25 protein-coding genes are annotated in these 21,150 nt (G+C 50.7%); 4 read left to right on the forward strand and 21 right to left on the reverse strand.

Annotated features, from left to right (window positions below; all coding sequences use genetic code 11):
- A complete protein-coding gene (gene repA, locus HV229_RS25135; protein WP_181547765.1) occupies positions 1 to 1,056 on the forward strand; it encodes a replication protein RepA in 1,056 nt (351 codons plus the stop codon).
- Positions 1,057 to 1,663: 607 nt separating this feature from the next.
- Here repA and HV229_RS25140 read toward each other — a convergent pair.
- From HV229_RS25140 to HV229_RS25200, 13 genes are all read right to left on the reverse strand, one after another.
- Positions 1,664 to 1,876: a hypothetical protein gene (locus tag HV229_RS25140; RefSeq protein ID WP_006812558.1), complete on the reverse strand. Its 213-nt coding sequence runs from the start codon at positions 1,874 to 1,876 to the stop codon at positions 1,664 to 1,666.
- On the reverse strand, positions 1,876 to 2,211 hold the full coding sequence (locus HV229_RS25145) for a hypothetical protein (RefSeq protein ID WP_016051670.1): 336 nt from the start codon (positions 2,209 to 2,211) through the stop codon (positions 1,876 to 1,878). The genes HV229_RS25140 and HV229_RS25145 overlap by 1 nt, the downstream gene beginning before the upstream one ends.
- Positions 2,208 to 2,387 (reverse strand): hypothetical protein, encoded by a 180-nt coding sequence (locus tag HV229_RS25150; protein ID WP_004110036.1) that lies wholly within the window; start codon positions 2,385 to 2,387, stop codon positions 2,208 to 2,210. Before HV229_RS25150 ends, HV229_RS25145 begins: the two co-directional genes overlap by 4 nt.
- Before the next feature lie 40 nt (positions 2,388 to 2,427).
- On the reverse strand, positions 2,428 to 2,703 hold the full coding sequence (locus HV229_RS25155) for a hypothetical protein (RefSeq protein ID WP_004110038.1): 276 nt from the start codon (positions 2,701 to 2,703) through the stop codon (positions 2,428 to 2,430).
- Between the two features lie 67 nt (positions 2,704 to 2,770).
- The gene (locus HV229_RS25160; protein WP_032655922.1) at positions 2,771 to 3,181 is read right to left on the reverse strand and encodes a hypothetical protein; all 411 of its coding nucleotides are present in this window, start codon (positions 3,179 to 3,181) and stop codon (positions 2,771 to 2,773) included.
- Positions 3,165 to 3,536 (reverse strand): DUF2591 domain-containing protein, encoded by a 372-nt coding sequence (locus tag HV229_RS25165; RefSeq protein ID WP_000801005.1) that lies wholly within the window; start codon positions 3,534 to 3,536, stop codon positions 3,165 to 3,167. Before HV229_RS25165 ends, HV229_RS25160 begins: the two co-directional genes overlap by 17 nt.
- A gap of 162 nt (positions 3,537 to 3,698) precedes the next feature.
- Positions 3,699 to 4,529, reverse strand: coding sequence for an SPFH domain-containing protein (locus HV229_RS25170; protein ID WP_004110049.1), 831 nt, complete (start codon positions 4,527 to 4,529; stop codon positions 3,699 to 3,701).
- Between the two features lie 3 nt (positions 4,530 to 4,532).
- The gene (locus HV229_RS25175) at positions 4,533 to 4,733 is read right to left on the reverse strand and encodes a hypothetical protein (protein WP_000589750.1); all 201 of its coding nucleotides are present in this window, start codon (positions 4,731 to 4,733) and stop codon (positions 4,533 to 4,535) included.
- A 90-nt stretch (positions 4,734 to 4,823) separates the two neighbouring features.
- Positions 4,824 to 5,900 (reverse strand): recombinase, encoded by a 1,077-nt coding sequence (locus HV229_RS25180; RefSeq protein WP_130715026.1) that lies wholly within the window; start codon positions 5,898 to 5,900, stop codon positions 4,824 to 4,826.
- A gap of 2 nt (positions 5,901 to 5,902) precedes the next feature.
- The gene (locus tag HV229_RS25185) at positions 5,903 to 6,169 is read right to left on the reverse strand and encodes a hypothetical protein (RefSeq protein WP_130715027.1); all 267 of its coding nucleotides are present in this window, start codon (positions 6,167 to 6,169) and stop codon (positions 5,903 to 5,905) included.
- Entirely contained in the window at positions 6,169 to 7,113 is a 945-nt protein-coding gene (locus HV229_RS25190) for a 5'-3' exonuclease H3TH domain-containing protein (RefSeq protein WP_181547767.1), read from the reverse strand. Before HV229_RS25190 ends, HV229_RS25185 begins: the two co-directional genes overlap by 1 nt.
- 60 nt (positions 7,114 to 7,173) lie before the next feature.
- Positions 7,174 to 8,202: a regulator gene (locus HV229_RS25195; protein ID WP_131405952.1), complete on the reverse strand. Its 1,029-nt coding sequence runs from the start codon at positions 8,200 to 8,202 to the stop codon at positions 7,174 to 7,176.
- A gap of 119 nt (positions 8,203 to 8,321) precedes the next feature.
- Positions 8,322 to 8,753, reverse strand: a complete 432-nt coding sequence (locus tag HV229_RS25200) for a hypothetical protein (protein WP_000102109.1) — start codon at positions 8,751 to 8,753, stop codon at positions 8,322 to 8,324.
- 158 nt (positions 8,754 to 8,911) lie between these two features.
- Here HV229_RS25200 and HV229_RS25205 point away from each other — a divergent pair, with 158 nt between their 5' ends.
- Complete coding sequence (locus HV229_RS25205) at positions 8,912 to 9,586, forward strand: hypothetical protein (protein ID WP_047722227.1); 675 nt, start codon at positions 8,912 to 8,914, stop codon at positions 9,584 to 9,586.
- Between the two features lie 41 nt (positions 9,587 to 9,627).
- Here the strand turns inward: HV229_RS25205 and HV229_RS25210 are convergent, their stop codons facing one another.
- Positions 9,628 to 9,927 carry a hypothetical protein gene (locus HV229_RS25210; RefSeq protein WP_181547769.1) on the reverse strand — a complete coding sequence of 100 codons (300 nt, stop codon included), beginning with the start codon at positions 9,925 to 9,927 and terminating at the stop codon, positions 9,628 to 9,630.
- A 10-nt stretch (positions 9,928 to 9,937) separates the two neighbouring features.
- Positions 9,938 to 10,363, reverse strand: coding sequence for a hypothetical protein (locus HV229_RS25215; protein ID WP_131405953.1), 426 nt, complete (start codon positions 10,361 to 10,363; stop codon positions 9,938 to 9,940).
- A gap of 376 nt (positions 10,364 to 10,739) precedes the next feature.
- On the opposite strand from HV229_RS25215, the gene cspG reads away from it, so the two are divergent.
- On the forward strand, positions 10,740 to 10,955 hold the full coding sequence (cspG, locus tag HV229_RS25220) for a cold shock protein CspG (protein WP_130224581.1): 216 nt from the start codon (positions 10,740 to 10,742) through the stop codon (positions 10,953 to 10,955).
- A gap of 157 nt (positions 10,956 to 11,112) precedes the next feature.
- On the opposite strand, the gene HV229_RS25225 is transcribed toward cspG, so the two are convergent.
- The 5 genes from HV229_RS25225 to HV229_RS25245 form a co-directional block, all read right to left on the reverse strand.
- A complete protein-coding gene (locus HV229_RS25225; RefSeq protein ID WP_130715028.1) occupies positions 11,113 to 11,556 on the reverse strand; it encodes a hypothetical protein in 444 nt (147 codons plus the stop codon).
- Positions 11,553 to 15,071, reverse strand: a complete 3,519-nt coding sequence (dnaE, locus tag HV229_RS25230) for a DNA polymerase III subunit alpha (protein WP_181547771.1) — start codon at positions 15,069 to 15,071, stop codon at positions 11,553 to 11,555. Before dnaE ends, HV229_RS25225 begins: the two co-directional genes overlap by 4 nt.
- A 180-nt stretch (positions 15,072 to 15,251) precedes the next feature.
- The gene (locus tag HV229_RS25235; protein ID WP_022649894.1) at positions 15,252 to 16,487 is read right to left on the reverse strand and encodes an AAA family ATPase; all 1,236 of its coding nucleotides are present in this window, start codon (positions 16,485 to 16,487) and stop codon (positions 15,252 to 15,254) included.
- Between the two features lie 96 nt (positions 16,488 to 16,583).
- Positions 16,584 to 18,968 (reverse strand): porphyrin biosynthesis protein, encoded by a 2,385-nt coding sequence (locus tag HV229_RS25240; protein ID WP_181547773.1) that lies wholly within the window; start codon positions 18,966 to 18,968, stop codon positions 16,584 to 16,586.
- Positions 18,969 to 19,077: 109 nt separating this feature from the next.
- The gene (locus HV229_RS25245) at positions 19,078 to 19,290 is read right to left on the reverse strand and encodes a hypothetical protein (protein ID WP_004110118.1); all 213 of its coding nucleotides are present in this window, start codon (positions 19,288 to 19,290) and stop codon (positions 19,078 to 19,080) included.
- Positions 19,291 to 19,554: 264 nt separating this feature from the next.
- On the opposite strand from HV229_RS25245, the gene HV229_RS25250 reads away from it, so the two are divergent.
- The gene (locus HV229_RS25250) at positions 19,555 to 19,941 is read left to right on the forward strand and encodes a transcriptional regulator (protein ID WP_000224608.1); all 387 of its coding nucleotides are present in this window, start codon (positions 19,555 to 19,557) and stop codon (positions 19,939 to 19,941) included.
- Here the strand turns inward: HV229_RS25250 and HV229_RS25255 are convergent.
- Positions 19,933 to 21,039: a site-specific integrase gene (locus HV229_RS25255; RefSeq protein ID WP_181547776.1), complete on the reverse strand. Its 1,107-nt coding sequence runs from the start codon at positions 21,037 to 21,039 to the stop codon at positions 19,933 to 19,935. The two genes, HV229_RS25250 and HV229_RS25255, sit on opposite strands and share 9 nt — an antisense overlap.
- Positions 21,040 to 21,150: the final 111 nt, after the last annotated feature.

Below are 21,150 nucleotides of genomic sequence, written 5' to 3' on the forward strand. Positions count from 1 at the left end.
ATGAGCGAAAACGGCAATAAAAACATAGCGATCGTTGAAGCATTCTCAGAAACAGACAAAAAGACAGGCGAAGTTGTTACGTTAGTTCCTAACACCAACAACACAGTTCAGCCCGTTGCTCTGATGCGTCTTGGTCTCTTCGTTCCAACGCTGAAATCGACCGCCAGGGGCAGAAAGGGGCAAATGGTCTCTATGGACGCCTCTGCTGAACTCAAACAGCTGTCTCTGGCCAAAGCTGAAGGGTACGAGGACATAAGGATCTCCGGTGTTCGTCTGGATATGGATAACGACTTCAAAACGTGGGTTGGCATCATCCACGCGTTCGCTAAGCACAAGGTTGTTGGCGACACTGTCACGTTACCGTTCGTCGAGTTCGTCAGGCTCTGTGGTATACCAACGGCCAGATCGTCAGCGAAGTTACGTAAGCGCCTGGACAGTTCTCTAACTCGTATCGCCACAAACACGATCTCATTCCGCAGTAAAGGCTCTGATGAGTATTACGTGACGCACCTTGTGCAGACAGCAAAGTACAGCACCAAGAACGACACGGTCTCTCTGCAGGCTGATCCTAAGATTTTCGAACTCTACCAGTTCGACAAAAAGGTTCTTCTGCAACTCCGGGCAATCAACGAACTCTCCAGAAAAGAATCCGCGCAGGCGCTCTACACCTTCATCGAAAGTTTGCCTCCTGACCCGGCACCAATCTCGTTGGCTCGCTTACGCGCCAGACTTAACTTAACCAGCCGCACCAACACCCAGAACGCGACAGTCAGGAAGGCGATGGAGCAGCTGCGGGAGATCGGCTATCTCGATTACACCGAAGTGAAGCGCGGCAGCTCGGTCTACTTCATCATCCACTATAGGCGGCCGAAATTACGCCCAGCACTGCCACCAACTAAAGCTGCGCCTGAAGAACCAGAAGACATCTTGCCTGGTGATGATCAGGAGGACATTATCGATGTTGTTCCTGAAGAAAAAGAGGGTGAGATGGTCATGTTGAGCAAGGAAGAACTGGCGATTCTCGAAGAGCTGCGCAAGGCAAAGGCTCGCAAATAGCCCAACCACTGTAGAGAGTAGAAAGGCTCACTATCCGCTGTAGTGAGCCTTTTGTTTATCTGAAATCCGCTAACCACTGTAGTGAGTAACAACTACCGAATAGTAACCACTGTAGGCAGTAGCGCTCAAATAACGAAATAAATGTTAGTGGTTACAAACCTAGATGAAACAAGGGCTGCGAGGTTAGTGGTCACTGGGTGACTTGTTAAATCCACTCTCTATAGTGGTTATCGTTGCTCCCTTCGCTATTGGCTATCCACTGTGGAGAGCAGAACCGGTTGGCTGGATTTACTATCCACTGTGGAGAGCAGAACCGGTTGGCTGGATTTACTATCCACTGTGGAGAGTAGATATCTGCTGAAAACAGTGAAGGTTTACTCTCCATAGTGGATACCCGCTGGAGAGCGCATTCCATCACTCTCTATAGTGGTTGTTTGCTGCGAATGAACGCCTGTTTACTCCCTACAGTGGATAGCGACGTCGATAATCTCCACTTTACTCACTACAGTGGATACCGGATGTCACGGCAGGCGTTTTACTCACTACAGTGGTTATGGGCCGGATACGCACGCGGTGAGCTGGCTACTCACCGCAGTGGTTAGGGTTATCAGTGGATTTTCTTCAGCAGACCCCAGAGTGTCCCGGCCTTCGTCGTGAGCTTACCTGTTTCCGGATCGTACATGCGCCATTCGCGACGCTGGTGGACAATGACACCGTCCTCACGTTCCAGACGTTCCAGCACGCCAGGTTGCTTAAACCCTTTGGCACGCCAGTAGCCGCTTGTTTTTTCGATTTCCAGACCTGCCAGTGTAACCGCCATCAACCAACCTCCTTGCAGTCATCGAAAAGATAGCTGGCGTTCTTCGCGTGAACGCCGTAGACATCACCTGATTTGTTGTAAACGAACTTATCTTCACCCACGCCAGACAGTTTGCCGTTACGTTTGGTGAGATAGGGGGAAGACAGGACGCGATCATCGCGCACAACATAAAACTGTTCGCCGCTGTCCACAACCATCGCGCCGTAGCTGGCTTTGACGACATTGCGGATCACGTCGTTCTTCACTTCGGCCACTGACATCTCACACTCATAGACGTGCGTGTCCGCGTAGACAGGGAGGGAGAGCAGCGCCAGAGCCAGGGCTATTTTCTTCATGCCACGACTCCTTTGATAACGCCGAATGCTGAGTCGAATACCAGCACTACGGCCAGCGCATTAACCATCGCGCCATTAACAGGCGCCAGCGCTTTACGGATTGCTCCGGTGAAGATGCAATCGAGCACAAAAGCTATCGAGACAATAAGTAATAAAGTGTCTAATACAGTTTTCATGATAGGTAGATACTAACTTATATATTTTTTGCTGTAAATATCACTCAAAAGTGCTGATGCCTAAGATACGCTCAAGATGAGCCGCGTCTTCATCGCTTACCGGCATCGTGTCGTCGACGTACCAGCAACTACCGTTGTGCCAACAAACACCGTCATCATCGACATACACAGAATCCGCATCCATGCCTGTGTACTCAACGAGATTGCGCTCAATTGCCGCTTGAATTTCTTCATCGTTCAGCCCATCACACTTGACCATGAACAACGGGTAAACGTCATAGTCGGTGCTGGCTGAAATGCGAACCAAAATCTTCATGTGTTTCTACTTGTTGGTAAGTACTTATTTATATTAATGTGCGCCATGCGGCGCACAATCATTGTGTTCAGGCTGGAGGAAAGAACTTCTCCAGCGTGCGGTCTACAGCTTTATCAATGTGCATCAGATGCCAGACGACCATATCTTTGCTTCCCAGACCGCGGGTGTAGATCACGTCGAACTTACGCCAGGCGGCGTGAAACCAGTGCGGTGTATCATCAACCGGCAGATTCTCTCCAGCCTCCTTGAAGTACTTGAGCAGCATGGCCTGTTCAGCGGTGGGCGTCGGGCCAATCTCTTCCGCGTACATTCTGATGAAACGCTGCCAGTCGGCTTCATCTTCTGAAGGTTCCGGTGCGTTCATCTCTGCAATCGCCTCACGCAGCTGCGTCGCCCATTCTGGCTCCGGGAAGCCCTGGGCAATTTCGGTATCCACTACATCCAGCGCAGCGTTGGCCGCGTCATACAGTTTCTTCATGCTTTTTCTCCTGCATTAAAAGGAACACGGTCATTGCCGCTCTGAAAGGGTTAGGGTTCTGGATCAGATGTTGTGGCGTTGAGCTATCCACCTTTCTGTGGGCCGCTCTCCACTCACCGGGCTGTCTGGCAGGAATTACACCGATTCTGTGTCGGTAAATAATGTCCCACGCATCTTCCGGATCGTTACACCAGTCGAAGGTTCCGGCTCCGTTCGGGCCGATGGCGACCACTGCTGTGTAATCGCCTTCCTGTGAGCCTTTCCAGCCATATTGTGAAATGAGCGGTCGGTGGCCGGTGGCTTCCGCGACCAGGCAGTTAATCTCAAAGTCCGTCATCTCGCTGTAATTTTTCATTCCCGATCTCCTTCTCATCCGTTGCCGAACAACTATGTGGCGTTGTCACTTTGTACTTCTACGGATGGTAATTCCGTATTAGTAACCAATTTGTTTTCTTGTTGGTGATAATACGGAAATAAAAAAGGCGTCCAAGTGGACGCCGTATCTTTGAAAAGGCTGTTACTTCAACGCGATAAACGGAGTATTAGCCCCTTCAGTCATGTACTGAGGCAACTGGCCATTCCATTTGTTGATGGCTTCCAGCTCCATGACGTTCGGGTTCTGACGCAATGCTTCACCGCGCAACTTGATGGCATCAGCTTCTGCTTGAGCACGCTTGCGGATAGCGTCGGCTTCACCTTCGGCTTGTTCACGCAGCATGTTCGCTTCTGCCTTGCGCTGCTCAACTTCCTGCTGGCGCTGGAGCGTTTTCTGGTTCGCGGTCACTTTGGCATTGATAGATTCGATGACAGTGTCCGGGTAGTCTGGTTTGCCCACCCATGACAGGCTAATAACCTCAATACCTACCGGTGACATTTCTGCCTGAATGTCTTTCAGCGCATTGTCGAGCAGAGACGCCTTGCCGCCGTCGATGAACGTGTCGGTAGTCATGCGGCTGGCCAGACGGTTCAGTGAGTCCGCAATCTTCTGGCGCAGATCAGTGTCGGTAATGTCATCAACACCTTTGCGATAGGTCTGGAATACGGTAGTTACTTTGTCGCGATTAACCAGATATGCCACACCAATTTTGTGGCCGATAGCTGTACCGTCGCTCATCTGGAATGTGAACGGCTCATCGTAGGTTTTCATCTGTTTGAAAGTGGGGAAGGTGTACAGCTCGGTATTCAGACCAGTCCACTGACGGCCAACGCCGACAACTTCACCGATACCTTTGTCTTCACCCAATTTGTTTACCTTAATGCCAACGTACCCCGGTTCCACGCGATCGCAGCCGGTCAGACCCATTGTGCAAATAGCAGCCAAAGCCACCGCCAGTAAACCTTTCTTCATTACTTACTTCTCCTTAGTTTTATTGAGTGAGTTGATATACCTTCGGCCAGCTTTTAACAAGGCAACCGGGAAGACTACAGCGATGGCAAGTCCGATAAATAAGGCCAGATCGCTTTTAGCTGAGATAAGCGATGGAACCAGTAAACCGTAGATAAAGCAGACTGATATCACCGCTGAAACAGCCATGAGATAACCCTTGATCATGTGTTTCCTTTTGTCGTTTTGGTGTAGAAATGATAAGTAAGTACTTATATATTTTCAAGTATAAAAAGGCGTCCATTGGACGCCTTGTGATTACGCTTCTTCTGTCTCTGCTGGGGACGACTCTTTCGCTCGCCGTTCGTCTATCGCCTGGAGTGCTGCGATGATTTCCGGGAGTGGCTTCTCGCGGTACATCTCGACGATCTGCGATTTGGTGTATTTCTTATCGCTAATTTCCACACGCCCGCTGGCGTTCTTGGGCAGGTATCCTTCTTCCAGCATGTACTCAACCAGCGATTCGATGACGTCCAGCCCGCGAGTCGGGTCGAAGTAGAATTTCCATGAGCATTTGCCAAACGGAGGCGCGACTTTGTTTTTAATGCACTCGGCGCCAACGTCCTGTCCGATCTTCTCTTTGCCATCCTTCATGACGGATGCACCCAGACGGATGCGCACCGACGCGTAGAACTTCGGAGAGTCGCCACCCGGAGACGTAGTCGGATCGCCAAACATCACACCAATTTTGGTACGCACCTGGTTCAAGAAGATGATGCACGCGTTGTACTTACGCGCCCAGAGCGCCAGAGTAGGGAAGTTCGCACTCGTCGCGCGCGCCAGCGCCGTGTTGTCGTTCATGTTCAGCTGATCTTTGTCCTTCGCAGTGCCTTCTGCCATCTTGTCGAACTTCTCAGCCTTCGAGTTCGGAACCATCGACGCCAGAGAGTCGGCAACGATGCAGATAGGGGCTGTTTCCGGGATAAGCTCTTCGTCGCGCACCAGCTTGAGGATTGTGCCGATCAGCTCGACGGAGTCTTCGAAGGTATCCGGCTGTTTGTAAACCCACTGGCCGTCATCTTCGTCGGCGTTCAAGCCATTCGCCACCGCAAGACCAACGTCGAAACTGTTTTCGTGGTCAAGGAACACGGCCAGACCATCCTGTTTCTGTGCTGACACCATTGCAGCCGTCGCCAAAAAGGTTTTACCGGCGCTTGGTGGCCCGAAGACTTCAACGATACGCCCACACGGAAAACCGCCGTCGTAACGTCCGGAAATGGCTTTGTTCAGTGGAGGGAAACCGGAGTCAATCCAGTGGGAGACCTTCTGGATCTCGTCATTGCTGCCGATTTTCTTTTTCAGCGCCAGTGCCAGTGCGGATTTGCCTTTTGCCATGATTAGGCTCCTTTTGATTCGTTGATTCGCTTCGAAGCAGCGGCTTCGTCAAACTTGATTGCGTCGTGGTTCAGGTGTTTGGCGACGCGAGCGATGATCTTCACGACCTGCTCGCTGACCAGCGCGAACTCGCGCTCAGTTGCAGAAATGCCAGCAGCGCCCAGAATGTTCGGCAGCGCCATCACAGCGTGCTCGCCGTGGCAGAAGACAATCTCTTTAGCCAGCATGGTTGGCGTAGTTGCCCCGCCATTAATGATGGATTTCAGCATCAGCAGTACCTCTCAAATGGCAGAACAAACACTTCCAGATCTTCCAGAAACGACCGGAAATTCAGCTCGTAACACATCTGTTCGAAGGCATTCATGTCGCGTGCGCCTTTAATCGACTCGATTTCGCTGGGTGGGAATTTTGTGTCGATAAGGTTCATCAGCATCATGTTGCGCTTAAAGGCTTCGAGCATCCGGCAGCCCGTCTTCTCGTTGAAGGCGTTCTTTGCCAGCTTGTTGAATGCCGTCTTATAGCGACCCTTATTGATGACAATGGAACCGTCGTTAATGCCGCGTACCATTGCGGCCACGCTTCCCCACTCATGAAGCAGCTCTTTCGCGCCACCATCACCAATGCCGCCGACGCCTTTGATGTTGTCCGAGTTATCGCCCTGCAACGCTTTCGCTTCCAGAAACGCGCGTGGTGTTGGCAGACCTGTCAGCTCTGCGAACTGTTCGAAGTTCATCTGCTTGTGCTTGGCATCTTCACGCAGGCTTACCCAGCTCACATTCTCGCGAACCAACTGGAGCCAGTCGCCATCGCCCGTCAGCAGGTAGATGTGATCGACGGTCGGCTGCGGAGCCAGGCGAGAGACCAGCATTCCAGCCAGGTCGTCCGCTTCTGCGTCCTTTGCAATGAGTTGGTTAACGCCCAGCGCGGTCATCATTTTCAAGATGTACGGCTTCTGGATGGCAAAGCCTTCTTTCATCTTCTTCATATCCGGGTCGTCATCGCGATTCGCTTTGTACTCCGGGTAGAAGTCGCGACGTTTGTCGCTGAATCCATCCCACAAGATCATTGGCCGGGCATGGAGAATTGAGGCGTAACGACGAACGTTCTTCACGAAGCCAAAAGCCGCCTGAACTTCCATCTCGCCGTTGTGTAATTTGTCGGATTGCTGGTGGTAATAGCCCAGGCTGTTACCGTCCACAAAGAGATAATTCACCGGTACACTCCTTCCAAAAAGTAAGGCGTCCGTAGACGCCTTACTGGTCACGTTATGGGATTACAGAGCGTCCAGTTCAGCCAGCAGGTCGTCGAGACCTTCGTCAGCTGGTGCAGATGCAGCGGCAGAAGATGCTGAAGCACTTGCAGCTGCGGCGGCTTCCGGAGCTTTAACTTCTTCCGGTTTAGTTTCCGGTTTGAACTCAGCTTCAGCGGCACGCAGGATCTCTTCATCAACCAGGCTGGTGGACTCTGGAGCCGGAGTGTGTGCTGTAGCGACAGCAGCTGCACCTTCCGTATGACCAGTGATAGAGCCAAAGCCTGGCAGTTCAGCAGCGGCTGATTTTGCAGCGGAAGAAATGGCCGGAGACGACATTGTTGCTGCCGGAGCCGCGATACCAATCAGACGACCCATAGTGCGAGCTGTAGACAGCAGACGGGTTTCGTCAGCCTGGTTCGCGTATGCGATCAGATCGTGTTGAGTAGTCCATAGCTTCTCAGGAATGTCGCCTTTGTAGACTTTACGTTTCGGGGATACGTCGTACTTGGTGTCACGACCGGAACCGGTACGCTTAATCAGGAACGCATAGCCTTCTTCTTTGCTCAGTGGGTTGCCGATATCATCCGCAATATCTTCGGACATCACTTTGCAGATATCGTCGAAGACCGTAGACGGCAGCTCAATCAGCTGGCATTTCTCTGCATCCGCAAAGTCTTCACGCGCAGACAGAACACCGTTGACCAGATAACGCGGTGTGGCACGCATACTGTTAATGCGCTCTTCCATCGCTTTATTGCCCTTAAAGCGAGCACGACCTTCCATAACCATCTCACACAGCTGGCAAGCGTGGCCGTGGGTGTGCTGTTCGCAGATGTAGGCGGTGGTTACATCTTTGCCTTCCTCATTCTGATGCTTAACGTAGTGCATACCGAAAGTCTGGAAGAACACGCCATTCGGGTCGTCCTTGTTCGGAAAAATGCGCAGATAGTTATTGCCGTCTTTCAGACGGGTCAAATCAACGTTATTGCCACGTTTAGAAGCAATATCGCCACGGGTCTTGTTAAGCAGATCAAGTAATGACTTAGACATGTATTTCTCCTTGTTGTGATTGTGGCCATTGGCGCTATGCGCGTTGGGCGTTCGTTTATTCGTGGCTCTTTCGAGCGAGAAGAATGATAGATCAGTACTTACTTACGATCTAGCATAAATTAACGGGGAGAGTGGAAACGTTCGGCGCCCAAACGTTCAATCTCCACGATAGCCATTTTGGACGCCTGGACAATCATGTCGCGGCGGTGAGAGAAGGCGGCTACAGCGTGCTTGTACAGATCTGCAATGTGCCGGGCATCGTCGAGTTTCTGGCGCTTTGCGAGGTATTGCGGGTTGGTTCTAACCTTCGCCTCCAGTACGGACTCATTAAACTTAATGCCGTTCATACTCAGGTTCTTACGCTCATTGTCGTAGATTTTCGCCTCAATCGCATCGAGAGAGAGTTTTGCATCTGCGACCTCGCGTTCTGCCCGCGCCAGCTTAGAGCCGTATTCCATCAACAGGCGCGGTTGCTGACGCCAGACTTCTTCAAGATTGTCGCGGTCGAACTCCAGATCGGACATGATTTTTTCGTAGATATCGGTGCTCATGGTATTAAGTTTCCACTTACATTGATGTGTTAATTTTATCATGAGTAATGCAGGGTGTTGCATGTTGGGGCAAAAAATGGAGGTTATACAGATCTCCTGTTTGGTACTATTGTCGCTATACAAAAATGGTGGATACCGTCCCCAAATAAGAGGCTCAAATGGCAAAGGACACGAAACCCGGCCGCGCATTAATCAGCGCCATAAAATCCGAATCTGTAGTCGAGCTTGGAAAAGAGTATGTCGAACTAGGTCTTGATGCCTTGCTTGAATCTAAGGCTCTTGAATCCATCCCCTTCGTGAATACGCTGGTCGGTGTATATAAAACGGCAGGCCATATCCGCGACCAAATCTTCACGGATAAATTAGTTCACTTTCTGAACCCTTTGTCGGAGATGACTGAATCTGAGCGTATTGAAATGACTGACCGTCTGAATGATGACGACAAGTTCGCCGGTAAAGCAGGTGCCAGTCTGATCGAAATAATTGACCGTATGGAAAGTGAGAAAAAACCAGAGTTGGTGGCATCTTTCCTCAAGGCTTTTGCCAGGGAAGATATTGATTTCAACACTTTGAGACGCTTGCTTTATGCTCTTGAAAGAGTACCTGCCTTCGATATTGAACAATTGGCTGAATTTTGCCTAAGAGGAGGGTTTAGCTCTAGATCTAATGATGACCCACTCTTGGTAGGTTATGTTAATGCTGGTTTGGCAATAAACAACGGCGCAACTGATGGTGGTTATATTATTCCGACCAAGTTATGCAAAACTTTCGTTCAGGCTGGGGCGTTAAAAGCGAAAAAACCAGAAAATGACCTTGAACAGTTTTTTCAATAAACATTAACGGAGGCCGCAATGCCTCCGTTAACTGGTTATTGTTAGTTGTTGCCCAATGAACCGGCCATTGCTGCATATTTGATTTCATCAGCAGGGATCTCCGGGTGAAGTTTGATTTGCCTGATGACATAGGCTGGGACTTCATCTCCCCAAAATTTGGCGGCGTCTTTGCAAACTTTATATGCGAAATCTCTGTGTTCAAATGCGTAGGATTTGCCGTAAGCATACTGCTGGCAGTTATAGACGTAAGCGCCGTAATCTCCATCCTTATCCGGGAAAGCACAACCTGACAGTGTGAGAATCGTAGCGGTCAGAGTCAGAGTTTTGATCATGCTTTTCATCGTTTTATCCTTAAAACTCAGGTTTCATTTGATCAGGGAATTTCTTGTATGCCGCGTAATAGCTTCCCAGCGTGTAGGCTTTCAACTGCTGCTCAGTATCAACACGACATGAGGCGTCGTAACAAGCTCCACTGATTATTCCGTATCCCGCAGCCTTCTTGTTCAGATCGGACTTTGCTTCCTCAACACTATTTTTGCCCATCGTCACTACGCATCCGGAAACAATGGCCTGGGCCTTGTGGTCGTCCATTGTTAGGATCACCGTGTTGGCCAGTTTGCTGTAACCATTGTTCTTGTACACATCGGCAGCGAACTCGCGGCATTCTGAGTAGTACGGGCTTGTTTTTATCTCGGCATAATCAGGTACCTTCATGCCGGCACAACCAACCATTCCGAAGCACATCGCTGTTATCAGCGTGTTTTTTATTCTATCCATAACCCAGGGACTCCATTTTGAAAACCAAATGATTTAATTCAGTACCATCGTTGGTGGGTGGTATGTTCCCAAATTTTCCAAAATAAACAAGATCATCCCTACAAAAACTGTGGGTCTGGAAAGGTGTTCAGTTGGAGGGAGATTGTGAGAATGGAAAAATAAATATTGCACAAAGTTTAAGGTCATGACTTAATAGTGGCGTCGGTTTGCAAGACAGACCTTATGAAAGCAGTTTTAGTAAAGCAGTCCGTAGTTCAGGTGTTATCCAACAGATTTCCCTTCTTCGTGAGTCTCCTCCTAAGTGCCCAAGTAAGTCCCACTCTATCAGACCAAATTCGCCGCGTTGTGTGGCTCTCGAATCAAGAAGGTAATATCTATGTCTAACAAAATGACTGGTTTAGTAAAATGGTTTAACGCTGATAAAGGCTTCGGCTTTATCACTCCTGCTGATGGTAGCAAAGATGTGTTCGTTCACTTCTCTGCAATCCAGAGCAATGACTTCCGTACCCTGGATGAAGGCCAGAAAGTTGAGTTCTCTATCGAGAATGGCGCTAAAGGCCCGGCAGCAGCAAACGTTGTAGCCTTAAGCTAATACACTCTGGTAATCCATTTGCTGCGATAACGAAGACGGCTTTAGCCTGAGTAGACAGAACGATGTGATTATCAGACGGTGAAAGGCTGATCTGGCGGCATTCGCCCGACCAACACGCCACCAATAAATGAAACCCGCCAATCGGCGGGTTTTTTGTTTATGCGACTTTCGTACCAAAAATGTTGGATAGCGTGACTCTGGTCTGGCGTTTCAGCCTGTACTGTCTCACATCGCCAATCTTGTTCACTTCCATAAACTCTTTGGCCACCTTCAGCACCAGCCGATTGCGGAACACTTTGAACGCCTCCAGCTGTTCCTCTGGATTATCCGATTCGTAAATCTCCAGCAGATACTGGCACGCCTTCGGATCTTGCGTTTTAAGCGCCAGCGCTCTGGCACATTTACGCAGACGACTGACTTTATCGGCACCATCCAGCCAGGCGAACGCCAGCGCCAGATCTAACGTGACCGGGCAGTCGATGATCTCCCAGAACTGCGACCGCATGGTGGCCGCAACTGCTTTATCCTGAAAATCCGCTGGGATAGCCGCCAGCGCTTGTGCAATCTTCTGTGCCTCGTTCATGGTGTTCTCTTTATTCATTTGCTAATAGTCTCCGCTACCTCTGCCAGAATTGCTTCCAGCTTTTCGCCTTCCTCTGGGCGAAAGTACAAAATGTTCGGGTTAAATCCGTAGAAAACGGTCACATCCAGCTCTGGCAGGTACTCTTTGCGTCCAACCAGGTCGGATGGTTTGCTCTTGTTGTTGAAGAGTGACGTCGCCCGGCTGCCACACGTCAGCACATAGGTCGGACGCACCAGATTGATCTCTTCACGCATAAAGTCGGTGAACTGGCCGATCTCGTCTTTGGTGTAGTCCTTTTCTTTGTCTTTCACCTTTTTGCACACGCCGGTGACGTAGAGATCGCCCATGCGCAGATCGCCTGCAGTAAGCAACTTCGCCTTAAAGTCGTCGTAGCCGTTCTCCATGAAGTAGCCGGTACGCCCATCATTGCCGTTCGCGTTGTCCAGAATGACCATGATTTTCGGCTTAATGCCAATGCTTGGGCGAATCAGGTCGTCTCCCAGACCCATTTCGGCCGCCATGCGAGTCATCAGTACATTCACTTCAGCAGAGCGCTTAGGGTTCATCTCGAACGGTCGAGAGGCTTTTACAGCGTCGATCACCAGATTGCCCATCAACTCTGCCTGGTCGCGCAGCCGTTCCGGATCTGTCGCTGGCAGACTGCCAGGCTCAATCGATGCGAACGCACCTACTTTTTGCAGTGACTCGCGTACCCGGCTGTTACACGCACGCTTCTCGACCGCCTCCTCAAATTGCTCAAGTGACTCGAATTTGCCGCCAACTTTCTCACGCGCTCTCATGATGGCTTGGCAACCATTCTCAGAACAGCCTTTCACAGCAGAGAATGGCGCATACAGAACCTGGCTGCCGTCTTCCAGCGTGCGGATCTCAATTCGGTTAGATGACACGTTAACGTCTGGTGGCAATACGCGAATGCCATAGGTCAGCGCATCCTTAACCAGCCCCTGGTGTTTATCCTCGCCCAGAATGGTGAGCGCAGCAGCGAAGAACTCAGCAGGGTAATGTGTCTTTAACCACATAGACTGATAGCTGATCAGCGAGTAGGCAACGGAGTGTGATTTGTTGAACTGATACGCACCGTTCTTCTCGAAGGCATCCCAGATCTCCTTAGCTTTCGTCTCAGACAAGCCCGGTTGTGACCCTGTAACGCGTACAGCAGCCATAGGCAATTTCACACCTGCCTCCAGCGCTTCTTCGACCGTCCGCAGTGCGCCGTCCTCACATTTGAAGTGTTCCGCGCGGTGAATACGCTGCGTGGTGCCGTCTTCCATCTCAACATCGATCCAACCACCTTGAGCCTGAACGACGAACTTCTCGCCCATGCTCTTCATCTTTTCCATATCCTTTTTACCGATCGCTTTACGCACACCATCAGCTTCGGCCATCGTGAAGCCGGCCAGCAATCGTGTCGCGTTCATCGTCTGTTCCTGATACAGAATCACGCCGTTGGTTTCCGCGGTAAGTTCGTCCAGTACCGGGTGCAGCGACTGTGGAGCCATGAAGCCTTTGGCCACGGAGACATAGTCGTCCAACATGCCTGATTGAATCGGGCCAGGTCGGAAGAGTGCGGTCGTGGCGACAACGGTTTTGAAGCTCATTGGCTCAATGCCACCGCCCAGATCTTTAAGCAGCTTGCGCATGGGGCCGGACTCCAGCTGGAATACTCCCTGCGTGTACCCTGCAGCGAACCCATCCAGAACCTTGCGATCGTCCAGTGGGATAGCATCGAGATTGATGTCTTCCCCGGTACTCTCTTTGATGTAGCGTTTCGCGCTATCCAGTAGATCGAGCGTTGCCAGACCGAGAACGTCCAGCTTAATCAACCCCATCGCCTCGCAGTAACGTTTATCGAACGCAATACAGCGAGCGTTGCCACGCAGCTCGACGGGCGTGCGCTCTACCAGTGGAACGCCAGCGACGATCATCCCCGCAGCGTGACGGCCAAAGCCACGCATCAGGCTTTGCAGCTTACACGCCGCTTTGAACGCTTCCGGGTTTTTCGTGGCGTATTTGTCCAGGCTGGCCAGTTGTTCGCGCAGCTCTTCCAGAGATAGGCTATCGTCTTCCAGGTTCTTGAACTCTTTGGATACCGCCATATCCGCAGCGTCGACACCGTAAATACGCGCAGTGTCACGCAGCGCAGAAGCGGCGCCCAGATAGGTGAAGTTCGGAATACCGGCAACGTAATCTTCGCCATAGCGTTCATTCAGATACTCGATCACCTCATGACGACGTGCCTGGCTGAAGTCCAGATCCGCATCCGGCAAGTCTAGACGTTCAGGGTTGATGAAACGCTCAAACAGAAGACCGTGACGGATAGGATCTACGTTGGTTATGCCTATGCACCACGCCACCAGAGAACCGGCAGAGGAACCACGACCAGGCCCGACAGGAATGCCAGTTTCACGGCTGTGATTCATCAGGTCGCGCACCATCAGGAAGTAGCCACAGAAGCCCAGGCGGGTCAGCGTGTCCATTTCGTACTTCAGGCGATCAACATACACACGGTGCTCAGAAGCCGGTGGGGTGTAGCCAAACTCTTTGGTAGTAAGACGCTTGCGCAGCCCCGCGACAGCCAGCTTCATCAGCGTTGCAGGTTCGTCGTCTGCCATCTTGGGCAGTGCTGGTGGCAATTCATGCCAGCGCCATGTGCAGGCTTCAATAATAGTGTCCTGCGTTGTTGAGGCCATTGCAGCTATTACCGGCACATCCATTCGAACGGAGAAGGCTTTCAGTGCTTCAAGGAGATGGCGGCGACCATTAACGGCGTTATCTCGCTGGTGGGGAATACGCAGACGATGCGGCTGGTCGATTTTGATGTTGTTCGTAACCATGTGCGCAATGTCTTTAATGTCAGCGTCGTCGACCGCTTCGTAATAAGCGGGATAGAATGCCACTGGCTCTATTTTCAGTGCGCTCGCCACTTTCATCGCCCGGACGTTAATCTGGTCGTAGAATGGGGTAGGGTGCGGATAAACCACGCTGTAGAAGTTATCGCGTCCTCCAGCTGTCACCAGCGTCCCGATAATCTTTGCGAAGTCCCGGCGCTGGAATACACTGCCAATGTCAGACGTCAGCAGGATGATGTTGCCTTTGGCATATGCGGCCGCCAGCTGGTCAAGCGCCAGACGCGGGACAAAGTAGAATTGCTCGCGCTTGTTGGCTAAGGTCATCAGTTCGCACACGTCGCGATAACCTTGCTCATTCTTTATCAGTGCCGTGAAGCAGTAGCTGCGATCACGTACCAATGATTCCATACATCCACCTGACTCTTTCGCCAGGCGGGCGCGGTGCTCGTATGTCGGATCGTCGACCACATTCAGCTTAACACCACAAATAACCGCCATGTCGTCGCCAGCGGCACGCTGCAAGGGGATCACACTGGCAATGTTCATGCTGTCAGCGGAAATGACAGCGGTGTAGCCAGCTTCTCTCGCGATTTTCACCGCGTTTTCTGCTTTTAGAGCCGACTCTCCCAGGGAGAAGTCAGTTCTGACCATCAGAGCCTTCATGTGTTTTTACCTTTCTGGTTTTCTTGATTTTGTCATTGGGGAAGCCAACGAACTTCCCATACATCGAAATCGCAACCTCTTTGGCTGACTGGTGGCACTCGGGCCTATCCGGACACGCCAGACAAGCCCGGCCAGTTTCAGACGCTGCGATAAGAGAGCCGAAACATCCTTTACGCACGATTAACCGAAGATCTTCTGAACCACTTCACGCGCTGCCTGTGCAGACGTGGATGGAAGTTTATTGATAAACGACTTTTCGATGCCGGCAGAGAAATCACCGCGCATCATTCCGATTTTTGCGGACAGCAGCAGCTCGCGAGGGCCGATTGGCTGGCTGATCAGATGCTGTTCATAACCTTCACGGACAAGATTCGCGAATTTCACCATCTTCTCGGCGTATTCGCGGATGACACCAGCCTCAGCCAGCATGTTGACTTCAGCCTTAGTGCTCATGTACTTCACGTTCGAAACAATGCCGAAGCGCGAGAAGTTCGCCGCGTTCTGGATGTTCGTACCTTGATAGAGACCCGTTTCGTCGCCAGAGCCGTTAGTGTTGCCAGTGCCAATGAAGGCAAAGCGTTTATGCGGAGTGATACGGCGCCAGTCCGGAGTTGCCTCTTTGATGATCAGCGGCTCTCCTTCAAGAACTGGCTGGTACACACCCAGAATCTGCGGGAACGCGAAGTCATATTCATCAGCGAGGTACACCCAGCCATTTTTCATAGCCAGTGCCAGCAAACCAGGCTCGAAATAGGTGGAGCCATCGCGAGCGAGGATCTGGCCTGTAACGTGCGCTTCTTCCATAGACGCCGTATGCTGGGCGCGGATCAGTGGTCGATTCAGCAGGGCGCATAGCTGCGTAGGAAGAGAAGATTTACCGGTTCCTGCATGACCCCAGAGATAGCCTGGGATTCCGATTTCCAGCATCATGAAGATGTCTTTAATCAGGTCGAAGTCGCCATACACATAGTTCTTCTTCGCTTCCGGTACGAACTCCGGATATGGCGTGTTGACGTTGACTGTCACCTGTAGTGGCTTTCCGCGTGGCGTTCCCAGCTCTTTGATCGTTACGCCAAGCAGCTCGTGCGCGGCCACCAGTTCGGTCTTGTATTCGACCGTTCCTGCGTAGCCTGGATGTGCGCTAATCTCCGCTACTTTTCCTTCGCCTGAATGCTTTTCGGCACGCTTCTCATTGAGTTTGGCCAGTGCCGTGCGAGAGATCGTTGGTTCATCCGGAAACGCAGAGGTGTACATTTTCACCACTTCGTCCACGTCCAGACCCTTCGCGGACTCAGGAATGTTCTCGCAACGGCCCATAGAGATATGGGATTTCAGGTAATGAAAGGATTTGCCACACCACTTGCAGACGATGGCTTCCGGCAAATGTTCTTCTTGCTGTAGTGCAGTAGCGGTCATGTGTTTTTCCTTACTGTTTGTCGTTCGTGGGGTATATCTTATATAAATATATTAGGCTGTATAGTAAGTGATTACTTATTTTTACAGGTAAAGCTATTACCCAAGAATGATACGAGATAGCTCAGTGACGACTGACGACCCTAACTCTTCTACGCTGTTTACCAGTGCGTAATTTTTGTAGTAACGCCGTGGTGCGTCGGTCAGAACGCCGATAGCCATCAAATCGATGTCACTCAACGTCTCAATTTCTTTGGTGACGGTTCGCAAATGCTGATGGAACCCATCGCCTGCAGCACATGGCGCCCCGTCGCTCATAACCAGCATGATCTTCTTGTCCTCCATTCGCCCTGCAAACAGAGTCGCCAGCTGCGCGACGCTCTCACCATCGACGTTATTGAGCAGGGGGAACGTCTCACACACGCAGCCCATGCGGGCGCGGATCTCTGGAGAGTTAGCTTTCTCATTCCAGTTTTTGATAATGGGCAGCATTAGCGCCTCGAAACGAGTAAACCCGCGCTTCGACATGGTTTCATAATCCGGACTACCAAACGTGGTAAAGCCGGTGATGATGTTAGGCACATTGATACGATCCAGAGCATCCGCAATGGTGTAGGCGCTGGCGAGTGCCAGTTGAATCTTCCTGCCGCCCATTGAGCCGGACAAGTCGATCACCTGCTGGACGCACGCGTTCACGGCTCTGTGGTCTTCTTTCTTGCGGAATACGCGGTCGTCGTTCATTGCCAGACGATACAGGTTCGCGCCATGTATCCGCCCACGTCTCTGGCCTGGGATAAACTGAACTCGGTTGCGGCTGGCGATAGCTCGCTCTAGGTCTTTGGCCAGAGTCGAAGAAACGCCTGCTGACAGATGTTTTTCGATTTTCAGTTCAAAGAGTTTTCTACCTTCCGGAACCATGCGGTAGCGATCGACCGGTGAGTGCATTGGGATTGCGCCGAACGTCTTTCTGGTGCGCTTTACATGCTCTTCAGCCTCATCAATCAACCCGATAAAGTCGTATGAACGATCGTATGGGCGATACTCAGAAAGTGAGGTACTCATAAGCTCTTTGCTGATGGTGGCCGACAGCGCGTCTTCGGTCATTTCGCCTGTTCCGTCTTCCATCTCGTCGAGCGCCTTGAGTGCTTCCTCCAGAGTCATTTCATCCGGAGCGGGAACAAAACCTGACTCACTGTCTTCAGGCGCTTCCGCGGCATCTTCATTTTCTTTGCCTTCGCCGTCTGTGTGATCGGCTGCGTCATCTTCCTCTTCTCCTTCTCCTTCTCCTTCTCCTTCTCCTTCGGACTCCCCGTGACCAGCATCAGAGTCTTCGCCGTCATCACTATCACCATCGCCAGCGGCGCCAGAGCCATAACCATCGGAGTCATCGGCGTCTTCGCGAATGCCATCACCAAGCGTTGGAGAGCCAGTGTCATCACTACTACCTTCGTCATCAGAATCACCTGATTCCATGCCGGCATCATCGGATTCTGGGGTGTCTCCTGATTCCTCTTCGCCTGCTTCTGTATATTTACTTTCTGTATCACTAATTTCTTTATCTTCTGTAGGTAAGTCCCTATCTACTGATTCAGGCAAATCAGAATCCCCAGACTCTTCCTCTTCTGAGGCATCATCTTCTTGTTCTTCCTTGTCGTCGTCTTCGCCTTTGGTACGCTTTGGTGCTGATTCACTATGAGTCGGTTCATCACCGGCTTCTGGGGTTTCCTCTGACTCGTCCTCACTCTTCGACGGCTTCCTAGCAGACGATTTCAGCTCTGGTAATTTGCCCTCTGGCTTGTCTTTCATATCCTGCATGATTTGGGCGATAGCAGCTGCGACCTTCACACAGTCTTCTGTGTTCGACATATTGCGAACGGCCACGTCGATCCCATGTTCTTTGAGCAAGGCTACAGGCTTATCGATGAGGTGCCAGTGTTCTTCCATAAAGTCGATGAAAGGGCTTTGGCCATCCCAGGCGCGGACGACCGGGCAAAGGAAGAATTTCAGGAACAATTCACGCTGGTTGCCGTGGCAGATTGAAACCGCCTCTGACACTTTGCCCTTGAAGTATTTGTCGATCACCAGGTTCTGTGTGGCCAGCAAATTGCGACGAGTTCCGTTGAATACCTGTCCCATTCTGCGTTCAATAAAAACGTCTTCCAGCGCGTTCCAAAGACCGGTAGACGGAGCCTTTCCTTTCTCGCGCATCTTCATTGCGACTTTCGGATCAGTAAAGAGGATATGGGCTACCTCATGGTCGAGAAAACCACGCACTGCGTTCATGAGGGTTGGCGATGCGTCGTCAGGTATAGATGGGATATTTACCAGCACTGGTTCGCCGCGCCGGTTGTAGCGGACATATGCTTCATTGCCTCGCTCTGCAACAGGTATCTGTTTACCTGAAAGCATCGCTACAACTCGTTTTACGCAGTCGCGGAAGTCCTGTACCTCTTTCAGCACAGATCTGGTCATGGCTTTGGACATGAGAATTTCCTTGTTATTAAAACAATTTGTTTTCTGATATGCGTAATTTATCACTGTACGAACAGGCGACTAAGCTGTTCGTACAGGCTTCTATCGGCAGGAATGTGTTTTAAATGGTTCTCACGGCTAGAGAGCCGCAACCAGTATTGATGAGAGTGAAATGTTTATTTTTTAGCTCAAAAGTGAAAACCGTCGTATCAACCATCTCCACGGGAAGCTCTTCGGATTCCAATTCCGTCAGGATCGTCGCCACGCCATCCAGTCCAATCGCATACGCGTGTCCAACCTCAAGGGCGGTCAATTTAGAAGTTATATTTTTCATTTCATATCATCCAACTGAACACATTTGAAAGTTTGGCAATACTACTACCTATTGTATCAATATGGAATGCGTCTATATCAGATACGTCTTACTTTTGCCTGTAAGCTAATAGTGACAAATTGCCTAAAAAACATAGTATAATAGCGGTGTTCCAGGGGCTTAGTACCTATCGAAATTAAATAGATAAGTCTTTACAACCCTGGCCTTTGCTGTAATATCAGTAAGCACTTACCAGAGATAAACAAAACACGCAAGGTTCACTACATGGCTACCAACGAAACAGAGATCAAACAAGGTCGCTACGCAGCTTACATTGACTCGTTAATCACAATCTCGCCTAAAAGTCAGGCCACCATTGCCAAAGAGGTTGGGTACAAGAACGCCAACAACCTCTCTCTCATTAAAAGTGGCAAAATCCCTCTGCCGGTAGATAAAGTTCGAGCTTTAGCTAAAGCGCTGGATGCGGACCCGGTTCGACTGATGCTGATGGTTCTGGAGGAACGCCACCCTGAGTTACTCGAATTTTTTCGCGAAGAGGGAACTGCGCCTCTCTCCGCTGATGAAAAACTTGTTCTAGAAGCGTTCCGTAACCGTTTTAACGGTCAGCAGGGCGCATCAGAAAAGGTGGTCGAGGCCATCAAGTCACTGTGAGAAATTTACACGAATAAGCTCGGTGGCTAGACGATCTCCCTTGAATTTGTGGTCTATCTCGTCTAAGTCTGTTTGATTAACGATAGATGCGATGTACGCTGAGAAATTGTTCAAGGCGTCTCGCATCTCATCCATATAATCGTGGCGATCATAGACGCGATCTATCCCTTCAAGGCTGTGGTTCATAATCTTACGAGCAACTTCCTGATTGATCCCCAGCGCGGGGAAATAACTACGCGCTGTACGTCTCAGGTCGCGTGGAGTAAATGACTCAACCTCCATCAACTCAGGTCGTTCTAGTATCCTTCTCAGTGCCTGGGCGATGGCCACCTTAGACATTGGCGTATCCACGCCCTTCTTCTTATTCGAAGGAACGAGCCACTGGCTGCCTTTCCCGTACTCGAACAACTCTTCCACGCATTGACGCATCAATGGGCTTAACGGCAGCGCGTGCTGTCTGGCTGATTTGTTTCGCGTACCTTGATTCCATACATCACGTTGAAGGTTGAACTCATCCTTTCTGGCCCGGAGCACTTCATCGGGTCGTCTGGCAGCAACAAGACAGAGCCTGGCCGCCCACTTTGTGCCTTCGCACACATTGAAGTAATCCCAGACGTTCCAGAATACCCAGACCTCGGCGTCGGTCAGCTTACGTTCGCGCGGTACTGGCTTTGCGCCACCGGCAACTCTGTTGAGCGACATATCATTCAACGGTGATGTATCAATCAGCCCCTGAAAGGCGCACCAGCTCAGGAACTGTTTCATCAGGGAGAACACACGTCTGCCTTGGACGATCTTGCCTTCCAGTATCAGCGGGTTCACCAGCTGGTTGACCAAGACCCTACTTATATCACTTACCTTTACTTCAGAGATATGCGGCATTACATGTATCAAAACACAATGAACAGCTATTTCAGGTCGACGCCTCGTTATCAGTAAAGATAAGCGAGTGAATAACATGAAGGCGGAAGAAAACGACATGTCTCCGTCGAATTTGGCGGTCGACATTGCCGACAAACCGGAAGCGCGTTCGAGGTACTCGATGGCTTCCCGAGAGGTGTTTTCTGTTGCGCGTGCTTTATCAAAGGTGTTTTTCATCGTCCACTCACTGAGTGAAGCCCTTTTACTGTATGTATAAACAGTATATTAGGCATAAGTTTTTGTATGATCAACCATAAAATAGCCTGTTTTGTACAATGATTCCATACT

Origin of the sequence: Citrobacter sp. RHBSTW-00524, from assembly GCF_013747755.1 — a bacterium.
Classification (GTDB): Bacteria; Pseudomonadota; Gammaproteobacteria; order Enterobacterales; family Enterobacteriaceae; genus Citrobacter; species Citrobacter braakii.